This window comes from Kitasatospora sp. NPDC097643, from assembly GCF_040302625.1.
GTDB lineage: Bacteria > Actinomycetota > Actinomycetes > Streptomycetales > Streptomycetaceae > Kitasatospora.
Map to the genome: position 1 here is coordinate 23055 of NZ_JBEOSA010000032.1, position 15866 is coordinate 38920.

Annotated in this window: 13 protein-coding genes; 5 read left to right on the plus strand and 8 right to left on the minus strand. The window is 75.0% G+C overall.

From position 1 onward, the window contains the following. Nucleotides 1–168: 168 nt before the first annotated feature. The gene (locus ABTY15_RS21180; RefSeq protein ID WP_350595255.1) at nucleotides 169–975 is read left to right on the plus strand and encodes a serine hydrolase; all 807 of its coding nucleotides are present in this window, start codon (nucleotides 169–171) and stop codon (nucleotides 973–975) included. Here ABTY15_RS21180 and ABTY15_RS21185 read toward each other — a convergent pair. From ABTY15_RS21185 to ABTY15_RS21195, 3 genes are all read right to left on the minus strand, one after another. Further along, nucleotides 917–1987, minus strand: a complete 1071-nt coding sequence (locus tag ABTY15_RS21185; protein WP_350595263.1) for an aminotransferase class I/II-fold pyridoxal phosphate-dependent enzyme — start codon at nucleotides 1985–1987, stop codon at nucleotides 917–919. The genes ABTY15_RS21180 and ABTY15_RS21185 overlap by 59 nt on opposite strands. Before the next feature lie 135 nt (nucleotides 1988–2122). Then, on the minus strand, nucleotides 2123–2602 hold the full coding sequence (locus ABTY15_RS21190) for a roadblock/LC7 domain-containing protein (RefSeq protein ID WP_350595270.1): 480 nt from the start codon (nucleotides 2600–2602) through the stop codon (nucleotides 2123–2125). Beyond that, complete coding sequence (locus ABTY15_RS21195) at nucleotides 2599–5220, minus strand: sensor histidine kinase (protein WP_502893555.1); 2622 nt, start codon at nucleotides 5218–5220, stop codon at nucleotides 2599–2601. Before ABTY15_RS21195 ends, ABTY15_RS21190 begins: the two co-directional genes overlap by 4 nt. Nucleotides 5221–5816: 596 nt before the next feature. Here ABTY15_RS21195 and ABTY15_RS21200 point away from each other — a divergent pair. Then, the gene (locus ABTY15_RS21200; protein ID WP_350595275.1) at nucleotides 5817–6518 is read left to right on the plus strand and encodes a dienelactone hydrolase family protein; all 702 of its coding nucleotides are present in this window, start codon (nucleotides 5817–5819) and stop codon (nucleotides 6516–6518) included. Between the two features lie 78 nt (nucleotides 6519–6596). Here the strand turns inward: ABTY15_RS21200 and ABTY15_RS21205 are convergent, their stop codons facing one another. Then, nucleotides 6597–7094, minus strand: a complete 498-nt coding sequence (locus tag ABTY15_RS21205) for a MarR family winged helix-turn-helix transcriptional regulator (protein WP_502893553.1) — start codon at nucleotides 7092–7094, stop codon at nucleotides 6597–6599. Nucleotides 7095–7162: 68 nt separating this feature from the next. Between ABTY15_RS21205 and ABTY15_RS21210 the strand changes: the two genes are divergently transcribed. Continuing rightward, on the plus strand, nucleotides 7163–8035 hold the full coding sequence (locus ABTY15_RS21210) for an NmrA family NAD(P)-binding protein (protein ID WP_350595283.1): 873 nt from the start codon (nucleotides 7163–7165) through the stop codon (nucleotides 8033–8035). Between the two features lie 22 nt (nucleotides 8036–8057). Here the strand turns inward: ABTY15_RS21210 and ABTY15_RS21215 are convergent, their stop codons facing one another. Both ABTY15_RS21215 and ABTY15_RS21220 read right to left on the minus strand, forming a co-directional pair. Then, on the minus strand, nucleotides 8058–9647 hold the full coding sequence (locus tag ABTY15_RS21215) for a serine/threonine-protein kinase (RefSeq protein ID WP_350595293.1): 1590 nt from the start codon (nucleotides 9645–9647) through the stop codon (nucleotides 8058–8060). A 153-nt stretch (nucleotides 9648–9800) separates the two neighbouring features. Continuing rightward, the gene (locus ABTY15_RS21220) at nucleotides 9801–10367 is read right to left on the minus strand and encodes a TetR/AcrR family transcriptional regulator (RefSeq protein ID WP_350595298.1); all 567 of its coding nucleotides are present in this window, start codon (nucleotides 10365–10367) and stop codon (nucleotides 9801–9803) included. Between the two features lie 100 nt (nucleotides 10368–10467). Here ABTY15_RS21220 and ABTY15_RS21225 point away from each other — a divergent pair, with 100 nt between their 5' ends. Further along, complete coding sequence (locus tag ABTY15_RS21225) at nucleotides 10468–11160, plus strand: DUF2867 domain-containing protein (protein WP_350595308.1); 693 nt, start codon at nucleotides 10468–10470, stop codon at nucleotides 11158–11160. Beyond that, nucleotides 11117–11479, plus strand: a complete 363-nt coding sequence (locus tag ABTY15_RS21230; RefSeq protein ID WP_350595313.1) for a hypothetical protein — start codon at nucleotides 11117–11119, stop codon at nucleotides 11477–11479. Before ABTY15_RS21225 ends, ABTY15_RS21230 begins: the two co-directional genes overlap by 44 nt. A gap of 41 nt (nucleotides 11480–11520) precedes the next feature. Here ABTY15_RS21230 and ABTY15_RS21235 read toward each other — a convergent pair whose 3' ends face one another. Further along, entirely contained in the window at nucleotides 11521–12297 is a 777-nt protein-coding gene (locus ABTY15_RS21235; RefSeq protein WP_350595317.1) for a hypothetical protein, read from the minus strand. 22 nt (nucleotides 12298–12319) lie between these two features. Next, entirely contained in the window at nucleotides 12320–15853 is a 3534-nt protein-coding gene (locus ABTY15_RS21240) for a HEAT repeat domain-containing protein (RefSeq protein ID WP_350595325.1), read from the minus strand. Between the last annotated feature and the right edge of the window lie 13 nt (nucleotides 15854–15866).

The following is a 15866-nucleotide window of genomic DNA, read 5'->3' on the forward strand; positions in this document are numbered from 1 at the left end:
CACTACCTCTCGCTGAAGGACGGGGACTCTCCCCGGCAGGCTAGGAACGCCCGTCCGGCTGGCCCCGGCGCGGCGCACGGCCCTGCGCCGGACGGGTGGTCGAATCCCGCCCACCGGCCCACAACCGCCCGGGTTTGCCGTCGTGCGGGGCCGGGAACGCAGCTCGGCATGCTGTCTGTGGTGGTGGCCCCCTGGGCGGGCGAGGCGGAGCCGGTGTTCGTCCGCGCGCCCGACGAACTGCACGATGCGGCGAGCACGATGAAGGTGGCGGTGCTGGCGGCGCTGCACCGCAGCGGGGTGCCGCTGGACGTCGACGTGCCGGTGGTGAACCGCTTCACCTCGGTCGTCGGCGGCGAGTTCGGCAACGACCCGGACTGGGACAGTGACCCGGTGCCCTGGGAGCTGCTCGGCCGGGCCGCACCGCTGCGGCTGCTCGCCGAACGGATGATCACCCACTCCTCCAACCTCGCCACCAACCTCTGCCTGGCGCGGATCGACCCGGCCGCCGTGGCCGAGGTGTGGCGGCGGGCCGGTGCGACCCGCAGCGCCAGCCCGCGCGGCATCGAGGACTACGCGGCGCGCGACGCCGGCGTGCTCAACCGGGTCAGCGCCCGGGACCTGGTCCGGCTGCTGCGCTCGCTGCACGACGAGCCCGAGCTGCTGGCGCTGCTGGAGCGCAACGCCTTCCGGGTCGACCTGGCGGCCGGGCTGCCGCCGGGCACCCGGATCGCCTTCAAGAACGGCTGGGTCCCGGGGGCCCGGCACAGCGTGGGCCTGGTCCGGCCGCAGGACTGCCCGCCGTACCTGATCGCCGTCTGCTACACCGGCCCGCTGGCCTCCGGGGCGGACCGGACGGACCCGGCGGCGCGGCTGGTGGCCCGGATCTCGGCGGCGGTGTGGGAGCGCCGACGCGAGATCACGGGGTGGGCCGGGCCGCCGCGAGCTCCCGAAGGCCGTTCAGCGCGGGCTCGTTGAGCAGGTTGATGCGGACGAAGCCCGGGTGGTCGGTGAGTTCGAAGTGCCGCTGGTCCAGGGCGAGCAGCCGGTGGGCGGGGGCGGCGGTGCGGGCGAACAGGAAGTAGCCGGTCTCGACCGGGGCGCTGGCCGTCAACGCCCCGCTGTGGAGCAGCCGTCGGTAGTTGGCGCCGATGTACTCGACCAGCCGCCGGTTGCCCTCGCCGTACAGCATCAGGTCGGCGGCGCGGTGGGCGAACAGCCGGTCGGCGACGGTGACGTCCCCGTGCAGGTTGAGGTGCAGGTCGGCGAGGGTGCCGCGGAGCTGCTCGGGGACGAGCAGGTGGGCGCAGCGGTAGCCGTGGATGGACAGGTACTTGGTGGGGCAGACCATCCGAAGGGTCTGCCCGGCGGGCAGCGCGGCGGTCTCCTCCCGGCGGCCGGCGTCCCAGCGCAGGTACTGGAAGGTGCCGTCGACGAACACCAGCGAACCGGTGGCCAGTTGCCACTCGGCGATCCGCTTGACCAGCCCGGTCGGCACGGGCCGGCCGGTGTACCAGAGCGGGTCGGTGAGCAGCAGGACGGTGCGCTCGTCCGGCAGTTCGGGGTCGAAGTCGTGCTGGTGCGCGTGCCGGTCGGTGATCCGGACCGGTTCGATGCCGAACTGCCGGAAGAAGTAGGCGAACTTGTAGTAGACGGGCGGCAGGTAGTGCACCCGCCGGACGCCGGTCAGGTGCAGCCAGGTGCAGAAGGTGCCGAGCAGGCTGCTGGAGCCGCCGCCCGGCAGCACACGGCCGGGCGCGACCTCCTCCTCGTCGTACGTCCCGTGCAGGCGGGCGATCTTGGCGCGCAGCGCCTGGTCCTCGTCGATCGCCGAGTACCGGGTGACGTCGCCGAGCCGGTACGGCGGGGTGTCGGCGAGCGGGCCCAGGTAGTCGGCGACGAAGGGGTGGCCGCCGTTGTAGTCGGAGACGAAGAGCCGGTCCCCGGGCCGTTGCCGCTCGCGTTCCACGGCCTCGTGCAGGTCGAGCATGCGGAACAGCGGTACCACGCGGCCCCCATCGGTCGCCTCGGCTCGGGCGACTGACAGTCTGTTATGTCGCCGGGTGTCGGCACAAGTTGACCCGGCCGGTCCGAACGCGCGCCCGGCCGGTGCGACCCCGCCTGCTCAGCTCCGCCCGTTGCCCACGGGCCTGCGGGCGGCGAAGGCGTCGAACGGGGGAGCGGCGGGGGCCGGGGCGGCGGGGGCCTCGTGCCGGGCCGGGGTGGCCAGCTTCTGGCCGAGCTGCTGCACCAGGGTGTGCATGGCGACCGACATGACCTCGGCGTCGACCTCCTGGGAGGCGATCACGGCCAGGTGGGTGCCCTGGGCGGCGGCGATGATGAACAGCCAGCACTCGGCGAGCTCGACGATCACCTGGTGCACCGGCCCGCCGTCGAACATCTGGCCGACGCCCCGGGCGAGGCTCTGCTGGCCGGTGGCGACGGCGGCCAGCCGTTCGGCGTCGTCCCGGACGATGGAGCGCGAGTGGCTGACGACCAGCCCGTCGTCGGAGAGCAGGACGGCGTTCCTGGTGCCGGGCACCGAGTCGACGAGTCCGTCCAGCAGCCAGTCCAGGTCCTGGTGGGGGGCGATCGTGCGGTTCATGGCTGGCCATCCGTTCGTGTGGTTCGGGGGTCCGCGTCCGGCCCGGCCCAGGGGGACCGGGCGGGCGCGGGTGTCGGGGCGCCGGCGGGTGCGGTGGGGGGTGCCGGCGGGGTCGCGGTCCGGGGCTGCGGCTGCTCGCCGCCGTCCTGGGCGCGGGCGGCGCGGGACTGGCGCTGGAAGGCGCCGATCGCCGCGCAGGAGCGCTGCACCGGGCGCTGGAACGGGCCGCCGGAGCCACTGCCGGTGGCGTCGGCGGGGCCCGGGCGCTCGACCCACTGCTGCCGGGGCGGCGGCGGGACGCGCAGTTCGGCGGCCAGGCTGGCCTGGCGGATCCGCTGCGGCAGCGGCGGCTGGGTGCCGTCGGCCGGGCTCGGCGGCTCGGCGGAGGCGCACTCGTGGCGCCGGCGCCGCTCGGCCAGCCGGTAGTGGTCGGCCGGGCGGTACTGCTCGTCGGCGTACGGCGCCTCGGCGTCGGTGACCAGGGCGTAGGCGATGTCCGGGTAGGCGGGGGAGTCGTGCGCGGGCCCGTGGTCGGAGGGGGAGCTGTGCTGGATCGGCTGCTCGGGGTGGACGGGTGCGACGGCGGGTTTCACGGCGGGTCCGGCGGTGGGTTCCACGGCGGGGGCGGAGCCGGTCGCCGGCCGCTCCCGGGGCTCCCCGGCCCGGGTGGGCCCGAAGGACTCGACCGGCGCGACCGGCGCCGGCTGCGGCTCCCGCTCCGGCGCCTCGCTGGACGCGGTGAGCAGCGCCTTGCGCGAGCGCCGCACCAGCGGGATCGGCCCGGCGGGCGCGGACGCGGCGGCGGCCGGGGTGACGTCCGGCAGTCCGGCATCCCCGTCGATGACCAGCTCGGCCGGGACGAGCACGACCACCCGGGTGCCGCCGAAGGCCGACGGCCGGAACTCGATCCTCAGTCCGCTGTTGGCGGCCAGCCGGGCGACCACGTGGAAGCCGAGGCGGATGTCGTCCGCCCGGGTCAGCACGTCCGTCCTGGGCGGGCGGCGCATCAGTTCGTTGGCGGCGTCGTACTGCTCGGGGTCCATGCCGAGGCCGCGGTCCTCGATCTCCACCGCGAGCCCGCGCCCGACCATGGCGGCCCGCACCTCGACCGGCGTCGGCGGCCTGGAGAAGGTGGTGGCGTTCTCCATCAGCTCGGCGAGCACGTGCGCGACCGGGCCGACGGCCCGCTCGGACAGCCACGGGTGGCCCTCGACGTCCAGCACGATCCGGCGGTAGTCCTGCACCTCGCCCTGGGCGGCGCGCAGCACGTCCAGCAGCGGGACGGGCTTGCGCCAGCGCCGCTGCGGCTGGCCGCCGGCCATGATGACGAGGTTCTCCTCGTAGCGGCGCAGCCGGGCGGTGAGGTGGTCGAGGTCGAACAGCCCCTCCAGGATGTCCGGGTCCTCGTGCCGGCGCTCCAGCTCGTCCAGCTTGCGCAGCTGGCGGCCGATCAGCAGCTGGGTGCGGCGGGCGATGCGCTGGAGGAGGCGTTCGAAGCCGCGGTGCTGCTCGGCCTGCCGGACGGCGGCCGCGACGGCGGAGGCGCGGGCGAGGTCGAGCGCCTCGCCGAGGCGGGCCAGTTCGTCGTCGGCGGCGGCGTTGCCGTACGGGGCGGCCGTACCGGCCGGCGCCTCGGCGCCGGCGTCCACCCGTTCGCCGCGCCCGAGCCGGTCGACCAGCTCGGGCAGGGTGCGCTGCATCTCCTCGGCCCGGCCGTGCAGTTCCCCGATCCGGCGGCGCAGCGAGCGGCTGAGCCGCCAGGAGGCGACGGCCGCCGCGAGGACGGCGATCAGGCCGATGCCGCCGGTCAGCGCGACCTCGGTGCGGAGGGCGCGGACGCCGCTCTCGCCGGCGTCGACGACCCCGTCGGCGCGGGTTTCGATCGCCTGCACCAGCTGCGGGTTGAGCTGGTCGACGGCCTGGCGCCACTGGTCCTGGGCGGGTGGCAGCTTGACGGTGCCGCTCGGGTCGGCGGCGGGCATGACGAGTGCCTGGTCGACGGCCGTCTTGGCCTGCCAGGCCGGGCCGGTCATCAGGTCGTGCCAGGCGCCGGCCTCCCCGGCCGGGACGTTCGGCGCGACCTGGACGGTGAAGAGGTGGTCCTGGGCCCCGATCGCCAGCTGCACCTGCTGGTAGTCGGCCGCGGAGAGCCGCCCGCTGGGCCAGCCGCGGGCCAGCAGGGCGTCCTCGCGGGCCAGCATCTCCTTCGCCCAGAAGGCGTTCACCAGGGTGGTGGAGGCCCGGGTGACCTCGCCGTCGTCGACGTGGCCGAGCGCGGTGAACAGGCGCAGGTCGACCGCGATCAGGTCGGTGTAGTAGGTGTAGAGGGACTGCTGGTCGATCGCGCCGCGGTCGACGGCGGCGCGTTCCTCGGCGAGCCGGTCCATCGCCTGCCGGGCCTGGGCGACGGCGGTGCGGACCTCGGCGGGGGCGCGGTCGGCGGTCTCGCCGGACACGGTCCGGAACCGGCGCACCGCGTCGTCGGTCGACTGCCGTTGGCGGCGCAGCTGGTCGGTGGTGGTGCCGGGCCGGGCGAGCGCCTCGGCGCTGAGCCGGCGCTCTTCCTGGAGGTTGTAGTAGACGGTGTCGGTCGGGCGGCCGATGTTCTGCCCGAGCAGGGCCTGCCCCGCCCGGCGCTGGAACTCCAGGACGTCCTCGCCGCTGGTGACGGCCCACAGGCCGGCGAGGGCGAGGCCGGGGACGACGGCGAGGGCGAGCAGTGCCCGCCGCAGGGACAGGCGTGGCCGCCTGCGGGGGGCCTTCGGCGTCGGGGGACGCCGATTCGCACGCGCGCGCAGAGCAGACTCCTAGGGCTGGTGGCCGGCCTGTCGGGGCGGGGCCGTCCGGGGACGGGCTTGGACGAGGCGATATTAGTCATACGGTGTGATTGGAGTGAAAGTCCGTTCGCCGCTTGGACGGTGACCCCACACCTCGCCGACACAATGTCACCTGACGGTTGATTCTCCGTGTCCGTAGCATCCCTGCTCAGAGCGGGTTGACCGAGCGTCATTGGTCGTCACTTGGTGTTGGGTGGCCTCCGTGTGAAAAATGTGTGACGTTGGTCAAGGTTGTCCGTCCACCAACAGATCGGCCCGGCCGGCACGTCCATGATGTTCGTCAGCACGGGGCTGTTCCTTCCGTCGGATCCGTCGTCACCCCACCGACGAGCCGCAGGGCGGGGTGAGTGCGACAGCCCGGAAGAGGAGGAAGTTCAGTGTCCGGCCCTTCGGAGCGTCACTTCACCGTCGACGGCGTCCCCGCCGTGCTCTGGTCACCCGCCGGCGGGCCCGGCGGCCGCCCGTTGGTACTGCTCGGCCACGGTGGCGGCCAGCACCGGACCGGCCCCGGCGTGCTGGCCCGCGCCCACCACCTGGTGGAGACGTACGGCTTCGCGGCCGCGGCCATCGACGCGCCCGGGCACGGGGAGCGGCCGAAGAGCGCGCAGGACGAGCAGTTCGCCACCGCGATAGCGGAGCTGATCGCGACCGGCGAGCCCGTCAGCCCGGAGGTCGCCCGGCACACCGCCGAGCTCGCGGCGCAGGCCGTGCCCGAGTGGCGGGCGGTGCTGGACGGTCTGCGCGGGCTCGGCGCGGACGGCCCGGTCGGCTACTGGGGCCTGTCGCTGGGCAGCGTGATCGGCGTCCCGCTGGTGGCGGCCGAACCGCGCATCGCCGCCGCCGTGTTCGGCCTGGCGGGCCACGAGTCGCTGACCGGGCCGGCCGGTCGGATCACCGTCCCGGTCGAGTTCCTGGTGCAGTGGGACGACGCCCTCGTCCCGCGCGGGGCGGCCCTCGACCTGTTCGACGCCCTGGCCACCCGCGAGAAGACCCTGCACGCCAACCCCGGTGGCCACCTGGACGTCCCCGACTTCGAGTTGGCGTGCTCGGCCCGCTTCCTCGCCCGGCACCTGCGGTAGGTGTCGGCCGTCGCGGAGTGGGAGGTCGGATCGGCCGACTTCCCGCTCCGCGGCCTGTCGTTGCCTAGTGGCCCGCCGTTACTCCGCGGTCGGCAGGCCGGCGGCCAGGCGTGCCATCTGGCGGTGGCTCAGCTCGACGGTGCGGAGCATGTGCCGCAGCAGGAAGGCGAGTTCGTCCTCGGTGTCCTCGGTGAAGACGGCCGCCCAGTCGTCGCCGAGCGTGCGCCAGACCCGGCCGAAGCGGTCCAGGGCCTCGGGGAGGACGGCGACCAGGACGCGGCGCCGGTCGGCCTCGTCGCGCTGACGGGCGACCAGACCGGCCTTCTCCAGCCGGTCGACGAGCCGGGTGGCGGAGCCGCTGGTGAGGCCGGTGAGCTCGGCGATCCGGCCGGTGGTGACCGGGCCGTCCTCCAGGGTGAGCAGGTTGAGGCACTGCACGTCGGTCGGGTGCATGCCGAGGTGGTCGGCGACGGCCTGGTTGAACAGGACGTACGAGGCCAGGTAGCGGCGCGAGGCCGGCCACAGCCGCGCCATCAGTTCGTCACGGGTCATGCGGTCGGGCGCGCGGTCGGGCATGCGGTCAGGGTAGCGGGCTCCCCGATAAACAGTTGCGTCACGCAGGAGATTCTCCCTACCTTGACTGCATGACGCAGATAACTGACCGTCCCATAGCCGTCACCGGTGCCACCGGCGCCCAGGGCGGCGCCACCGCCCGCGCCCTGCTGCTCGCCGGCCGCCCCGTCCGGGCCCTCACCCGCGACCCCGCCGCCCCGGCCGCCGTCGCCCTCGCCGAGCTCGGCGCCGAGACCGTCCGCGCCGACTTCGACGACCCCGCCTCGCTGGCCGCCGCCCTCGACGGCGCCGGCGCGCTGTTCGCCATGTCCACCCCGTTCGGCACCGGCTTCGAGGCGGAGGTGCGCCAGGGCGTCGCCCTGCTCGACGCGGCGGCCGCCGCCGGCACCGTCCGGCACGTCGTCTACACCTCCGCCGCCAACGCCGACCGCCCCACCGGCATCCCGCACTTCGAGAGCAAGCGCCGGATCGAACGCCACCTCGCCGGCCTCGACCTGCCGTGGACCGTCCTCGGCCCGGCCGCCTTCCTGGAGAACTACGCCAACGAGTGGACGCTCGAGTCCCTCCGCGACGGCGTCCTCCACCTGCCGATGCCGCCCGGCATGCCGGTGCCCGTGATCGCCGCCGAGACCATCGGCGCCTTCGCCGCCCATGTCCTCACCCGGCCCGCCGCGTACGCGGGCCGCCGCCTGGACATCGCCTCCCAGTGGTGCACCGGCGAACGGATCGCCGCCGCCATCACCGCCGCGAGCGGCCGCGCCGTCCGGCACGAGGAGGTCCCGCTGCCGGTCGTCGAGGGGTACTCCCACGACCTCGCCGCGATGTTCCGCTACTTCCAGGAGACCGGTCTCGACATCGACACCGACACCCTGCACCGCGACCACCCCGGCATCGCCTGGCTCACCGTCGAGCAGTGGGCGCACGGCCTGCGGTGGGAGCTCTGACGGGCCGCCGTCAGGGCCTGCCCTAGTGCGGCAGGCTCTGGTACGCGTCGGCCGCCCACTCCTCGGCGCTGGCGCAGAGGCGGCCGGCGTCCGTGCCCTTGTCGCCCGACATGCTGATCATGACGTGGCCGAACGAGGTGGGCCACCAGACGTAGCAGATGGCCATGTCCGGGTTGCTGAAGCTGGCGAACTGCTCGTGGCCGTCGACCGCCGAGGCGACCCGGAACGCGTGCGCCTTGGGGTCGATGGTGTAGGAGCCCGGGCGGGTCACCACGATGGCGGAGTGGTACGGGAGGCCGGTGCTCTGCCCCGTCGACCAGTCGCAGCGGCGCTCCTGGGCAGTGGTGTGGCTGCCCTGGCCGTCCTGGACGAGCTGGAACTCGGCGGAGGTCTCGCGCGGGACGTCGCACGGGTCCGGCAGGTCCGCCACCGCCGAGTGGGAGGGCGGGGCGGACGTCTCGGTGTCCGAGGCGGCGGCGTTCGCGTGGGTGGAGTCGGCGCTGCTGCCGCCGCCGTTGTCGGCGGTGTCGTCGGGGAGCGTCTTCACGAGCACGCCGACGACCCCGGCCACGACCAGCACGACGGCCGCGCCGATGGCCACGGCCTTGGTGCGGCGGGGGGAGCGGGTGCCGACGGGGGTGGGGGCGGTGGCCGCTGCGGGTTCCGGCGTGGGGGCGGGTGCGGGGGAGGGGACCGGTGCCGGGGCGGTCGGCAGGGTCGCGGGGGTCGGCAGGGTCGCGGGGGTCGCCGGGTACTCGCGCAGGGTGGCGGCCGGGGGCGCGGCCACGGTCGCGGGCGGCTCCTCCAGCAGCGCCAGCGCCTGCTCGGTGGTGGGCCGCCGCTGCGGGTCCTTGTCGAGCAGCGCCGTCACCAGCGGGGCCAGCCGGCCCGCGCGCCGCGGCGGCGGGGCCTCGTCGAACAGTACGGCGGTGAGCGAGGCGGTCGGGGTGTCCCGGCGGAACGGGGAGAACCCCTCCAACGCCTGGTAGAGCGTCGCGCCGAGCGAGAACAGGTCGCCGGCGGCGCCGTCCGCGCCCCGGGCCCGCTCGGGGGCGATGTACTCCACCGAGCCGATGAACGCCCCGGTCGCGGTGAGCGCCGTGTCGGCCTGGTTCACCGCGATCCCGAAGTCGGCCAGCAGGACGTCGCCGTCGGCGGACAGCAGGACGTTCGCGGGCTTGACGTCCCGGTGGACGATCCCGGCGGCGTGCGCGGCCGCCAGCGCTTTCAGCAGGCCACGGGCGACCACGGCCGCCTGCTCGACCGACAGCGGGCCGTGGGCCGCCAGGTGGTCGCCCAGCGAACTGCCCGACACCAGCTGCATGACCGTCCACGGCGCGCCGTCCTCGACGACCACGTCGTGCACCGCCACGATGTGCGGCCGGTCGCGCAGCCGCGCGGCGTTGCGCGCCTCCCGCTCGGCCCGGGCGAGCCGCTCGGCCCGCTCCTCGACGGAGATCGCGGGCGGCAGCCACAGCTCCTTCACGGCCACGTCGATGCCGAGCAGCTCGTCGTGGGCCTTCCAGACCCGGCCGAACCCGCCGGCCCCCAGCCTCTCGACGAGTCGGTAACGACGTCCGACCAGCCGACCCGGCTGTGCTTCCTCGGCCACGACCCCGTCATCCTCCAGCTTGTCCTGCATCCAGACCGCCACCAGACAGTAGGCGGCCGCCGGGGTTCGATCAACCGGCGGGCGGCGGTGGGCCGGGCGGGCGGCGGGGTGCTGTGGTGGTGTGCGCCTGTGCCCGCGCCCCCGCCCGCGCGGCTAGCGGCCGGGCGGGCGGCGGTCGAGGACGAGGCCGGCGGCGCGGTCGAGGACCTCGGCGCGGGTGCGGCCGCCGTGGTCGGCGGCGAGCGAGTGGTGGCCGATGGCGACGCAGAACGCGATCAGGCTGCGGGCCTCGACCTCGTCGGGGTCGTCGCAGAAGGTGCCGATCGTCTCCCGCAGCAGGTCCATCCGCCGGTTGTCGACCCGGCGCAGCCGTTCCGCGACCGCCTCGTCGCGCCGGGCCCAGTCGCGGACGGCGAGGTCGATGGGGAGCAGCCGGTCGTCGGAGAAGGTGAGCATGCCGGCCCGCCGGGCCTTCTCCTTCGGGTCGCCGCCCTCGCGTTCGACCTGGTCGATCACCTCGTCGGTGCTCTCCCGTTCCCAGGTGTCGAGCAGCGCCGTGAGCAGGGCGTCGCGGTCGGCGAAGTATCCGTAGAACCCGCCCTTGGTCACGCCGAGCCGTTTGGCCAGCGCCTCGACCCGGACGGCGTCCGGGCCGCCCTCGGCCAGGGCCCGGAGTCCTTCCTCGACCCATCTGTCGCGCGGTGTGCGAGCAGCGCCCACGGTGTGACCCACCTCACTCGTGCCTCGAATCGAATATACGGGGCCGTATATCCGGTCTAGCCTGATTGTTGTACGCCAGCGTATATAAGGGGGCGGGGCCATGAGGCTGCCACGAACGACCCACACCGACCAGCCGTGGCGGGTGCACGAGTACACCCGCGACTTCCGGATCGAGGACGTCTGGTCCTACCGCACCCCCGGTGCCGGGCCGGACGACTTCCGCGTGATGTACGCCGCGCTGCGCGCCGGGGCGCGGATGGCCGAGCAGGGCCCGGCGGCCCGGTTCCTGTTCGCGGTCCGCTGGAAGCTCGGCGCCCTGTTCGGCTGGGACGACCCCGCCACCGGCCTCGGCGCCCGCGTCGAGTCGCTGCGCGACCGCCTCCCGGGCGAACTGCGCGACACCGTGGACGGCGTCGCCGACCCCGGCATGCCGCTCACCCCGGTGTACGAGCTCGCCGACGAGGCCGTCGGCGAACTGGCCAACCGGACCGTGCACACCCTGATGCACCTGGGGTGGGCGCCGAACGGCAGCGGCGGGTACGAGCTGCGGATGGCCGTCCTGGTCAAGCCCAACGGCCGGTTCGGGCGGATCTACATGGCCCTCATCGCGCCCTTCCGGTACCTGGTCATCTACCCGGGCCTGACCCGCCAGTGGGAGCAGGCCTGGCGCGACCGCGAGCGTCTGCTCGCCCACGGCGTTCCGGGCGCCCCGTCGTCGGGCGCCCCCTCGTCGGGCGTATCGTCGCCGGGTGGCACTGAGGACACCGCGCAGGATCCGCGTCGACGACCGTGACTACCGCTGGGTCGTCCGGCACGTCGACTGCGGGCACGTCGCCGTCCGCATCTGGCTCGACGGGCCGGGCCGCCCGGGTCGACAGCTCGTCGTCACCCGGGAGTTCGACGACCCCTGGCTGCACTTCGGCGAACTGCTGACCGCCCCCGCCGACCGGGTCGGCGAACTCTTCCAGCTGGACCCGGTCACCCCCTCCCTGACCGCCGACCTGGTCCGCGCCGGCCTCGACGCCGGCTGGCGGCCCGAGGAGGCGGGGGCGCCGCTGCGCTGCGCCATGGTCGGGGAGCGGGCGGGGTTCACGCTCGTCCGGGAGGACTGAGGCCGCCACGTGAACCGCCGCGACCGCCGCTCCCCCCGCCGCTACGCGGGCGGCTCCTCGCAGCGCAGCGAGCACCAGGCGACCAGCAGCAGGTCGAACTCCCGCATCAGCTCGGCCAGTCCGGGCACGCCCGGCACCGTGGCGGCGGCCGCGGGGGTGACGCCCAGCGCGGTGACCACGCCGTCGGTGCACCGCCCGTACACCGTCACCGGCCCGACCTCGGCGGCGAACGAGTCGGCCACCCGGCCCTGTCCGTCCCGCAGCGCGACCCCGGTGAACTCCCGGCCGGCCGGGAGCAGTTCGAAGAGCCGCTGCCGGGTCAGCGCCCCGAGGAGCGGCTCCGCCGGCCGCTCCCGCAGGTGCAGCTGCTCGAACACCCGTAGCGCCGCCTCGCCCTCCCCGACGGTCCGGGAGTGCTCCGCGAAGACCTGCCGGATCTGCGTCAGCTCCGCCTCGACCTCGGCCCGCCGCCCGCGCTCCACCAGCTCGGCCTGCCGCCACTCGTCCTCGTGCAGCACCAGGTCGTCCGCCGTGTCGTCCGGGGGCGACAGCGGCGGCAACTCCGCGCAGAGCGTCGGCAGGGTGAAGCCGACGTCCTGCGGGTCCACCGAGGGCACTCGGCGCAGCGTCAACACCAGCCGCCCGGCGGCCAGGTAGCCACTGCGGTCGGCGGGCTCCGCGCTCACCACCTCCCACACCCCGTCTCCGAGGTCGAGCTGCATGTGCGGTGCGAAGGAGTCGGGGAGCTGCTCGGCCGGTAGCTCGGAGCGGCCGAACGGCTGCCCGTCCGCCGCGTCGACCAGGAGGAGTTCGATCATTCGCGCATGGTAGCGGGGTGGGTCAGTCGACGAGGAGCTCGACCGTCCGCAGCGCCGCCTCGGCGGCCTCCCGGGCCTCCGGGTCCTCGTCGGCGGCGCGTTGCAGGGCGGTCGCGGTCTCCCGATGGGTGGGCCACTGCCAGGCCAGCATGGTCAGGGCCTGGCGGCGGACCAGCGGACTGGGGTCGGTGGCGGCGCGGGCCCGGACGGCTGCCCGGGCGTCCTCGTCGGCCGCGAGCACCGCGTGGCCGCTCAGGGCCTCGCAGCGGACCTCGTGGTCGGGGTCCGTGGCGGCGCGGTCGAGCAGGAAGCGGACCGTCTCCGGGTGCCGTCCGGCGTGTTCGGCCAGCAGGTTCAGCGCGATCGTCCGCAGCCGGGTGGACCACGGGTCGGTGGCGGCGCGGTGCAGCAGGGCGACGGTGCTCGGGTCGTCGGGCTGCCGGTCGGCGAGCGCCTGGAGGGCGTGCCGGCGCGTCGACTCGCCCCGGTCGTGGGCCGCGCGGTCCTGCAACAGCCGTATGACGTCCGGGAGTTCGCCCCAGTGATCGGCCAGCTCGCGGATCGCGGTGCCCCGGGCGGAGTCGTCCGGGTCGGCGGCGGCGCGGTCCAGGAGCAGCGGCAGCACCGGTGGCTGCGGCGGCCGCGCCGCCCGTACCCGGGCCAGCTGCTCGAGGACGGTGGAACGGACGTTCGGGCTGGGGTCGTTGACCGCGCGGTCGCGCAACAGGGCCAACACGTCCGGGTGTTCGCCCAGATCGGCGGCCAGCTGGCGGAGCGCCTGCTGCCGGGGGAAGTCGGCCGGATCGTGGACCGCGCGGTCGAGGAGCAGCGGGAGCACCTGCGGGTGGTGCAGCCAGTAGCGGGCGAGGTTGCGCAGCGCCGCGGCCCGCACGGTGGCCGGGCCGTCGATCGCCAGGGTGGCGGCCAGCGTCAGCACGTCCTCCCGCTCGGGCCAGCGCCGGACCAGCACGCCCAGCGCGATCTCGCGCGGGTACTCGGCCAGGTCCGCGACCGCGCGCTCGCGCAGCAGCGGCAGCACCGGCGGGTGCTCCTGCCAGCGCTGGCCGAGCTGGGTGAGCGCGGCGGCCCGCACGCTGGACGCCTCGTCGGCGGTGGCCCGCTCCAGGATCAGCGGCAGCACCTCCGGATGGGTGTGCCAGTACGTGGCGAGCCCGGTCAGCGCCGCCGCCCGGGGGAGGCTGTCGCGCTCGTGGACGGCGAGGTCGCGCAGGACGGCGAAGACGTCCGGGTGGTTCGGCCACCGCTGCGCCAGGACGTTCAGCGTGACGGTCCGCAGGAAGCCGTCGGAGCTCTGGACGGTGCGCCGGATCAGCAGCGGCAGCACCGCCGGGTGCTCGGGCCAGCGGCTCGCCAGCTCCTCGACCACGGCGTAGCGCACGGAGGCGACACCGTCGTCGACCAGTTGCAGCAGCAGCGGCAGCACGTCGGGGTCGGTGCTCCACCGGTCGGCCAGGGCGGAGACGGCCGCGGCCCGGGTGCCCGACTTGAGCGCGTACCGGGCGAGCGCGACGGCGCGCCCGACGTCGTGGTGGAGCGTGCAGGCGATCGAGGTGGCCTCCTCGGCGGCCGGCAGGAACTGGCCGCGCAGGTGGTACCAGCGCAGGTACCGCTCCCGCCCGGACCAGCCGGCCCCGAAGCCGGCCAGTGCGGGCAGCGCGGCCAGCAGCGGCTTGTTGCCGGGGTGGCTGTGCAGCCGGGTGAGGAAGGAGACCACCCCGTCGACCGCCCGGTCGCTCTGCGCCGTGAGTAGCCCGATCTTGCGCACCTCGGCCAGCGCGCGCAGCGCCAGCACCAGCATGTCCGGTTCCTCGGGGGCCAGTTGGTGCCGGTCCAGCAGGTGGTCGATCGCCCGGGCCGCATCCGGCTCGCTCAGCTGGTTGACCACCAGCAGCAGCACCTCGTGCCAGGCCGGGTCCCCGGCCCGGCGCGCGAACACCCCGGTGATCAGCTCCTCCGGCGTCCATTCCCGCCGCACCGTGTACCGGTGGACGACGTCCGCCGCCGCGAGGTGCTCCAGGAACGCCCGGTGCACGAAGCCGTACACCTCGCCGCCGTAGCGGGCCAGGATGAAGTTGCGTTCGCGCAGCTGGTCGCGCAGGGCCCGGGCGGCGGCCAGCGACTGGTGCACCGGTAGCCCGAACTGGCCGAAGTAGTCCCGGAAGACGGCCTCCAGCTCGTCGGCGTGGATGTGGTTGCCCGCGATGCCGCCGGTGCCCTCCTGCATGCGGCGGGCCAACAGGCGCAGCAGCTCCAGGCGTTCGCGGTCGTCGAGCAGGTCCAGCGCCTCGGCGACGGACGCCGTGACGGCCGGGCGCAGGTGCTTGGTGTCGCGGTCCCAGTGGGCGACGAGCACCCGGACGGCGTGCTCGTAGACGCCCTGCCGGTCGCGCGGCAGGGTCTGGCGCCGCCCGATGATGGCGAGGATGGTCAACAGCAGGGGATTGCCCGCGAGTTCGCGGATCGGGCGGGAGGCTGCCACGGCGCCGGTGATCCGCTCGACGAGCCGGGCGGCCAGCTGCGGGTCGGCCGGGCAGGCGATCCGGTACCAGCGGCAGGCGAAGGTGGCGATCCGGCCGGGGTCGAGGTCCTGGAGCATCAGGTGGGTGAAGCCCGCCGCGCCGAGCGGGCCGCGCTGGTAGCCGATGACGCGCGAGGTGACGATGGTGCGGACCCGGTCGTAGCGGGCGGCGAAGGCGGCGATGCCGGTGGCGGTGGCGGTGCGCACGCCCGGGTCGAAGAGCTCGTCGAGACCGTCGAAGATCACCACCGCCCGCCCCTCGGTGAGGAGCCGGTGCAGCTCCGGGCCGGGGACGGACATCCCGGTGGTGTGGTGCAGGTGGTCGAGGAACTCCTCGAAGGTGCGCCCGCGCCACCGCTCCTCGGCGTACTGGCGCAGCTCGACGACCAGCGGCAGCCGGCCGGCCAGCGGTGCCAGCGGGCCGGTGACGTCGGCGTGGGCGTCGGCGTGGGCGCGGGCGTGGGGGTCGGCGTGGGCGTCCGTGTGGGTCGAGGCGTGGGTGAGGGTGTGGGTCGAGGCGTGGGTGAGGGTGAGGGCGAGGTAGCGGGCCAGGGTGGACTTGCCGGAGCCGGGATCGCCCAGCAGCACGGCGCGTTCGCCACGCGGACCGGCCAGGACGGTCAGGACGTCCTCGGTCGGCCGACTGAGGTACTCGGCCCGCAGCCGGTCGACGGTGGCCCGCCGCAGGCCCGGCGGCAGACCCTCCGACTCGCCCGTGGCGGCCAGGCGTTGGAGCAGCTCGCGGGGGAGCTCGACCGGCGGCGGGTCCTCCCGCACCTGCGGGGTGACGAACACCTCGCGCAGCTCCACCACCGGGTGCTCGCCCTGCTCCGAGAGCGGGGTGAGCACCTCCAGGTCCAGCCGGCCGTACGTCTCCCGGACGCGCCGCGCGTACGCCGCGCACGCGGCCGCCACCGACTCGGCGGTGACCGGAGGTTGCTCCGCCCGCTGGACGATCGTCCCGGCCTGGTACAGGTCCCCGTGGACCTCCACGTTCTGGGCCCGGTTCGTCGTCACAGGCCGAGGATCC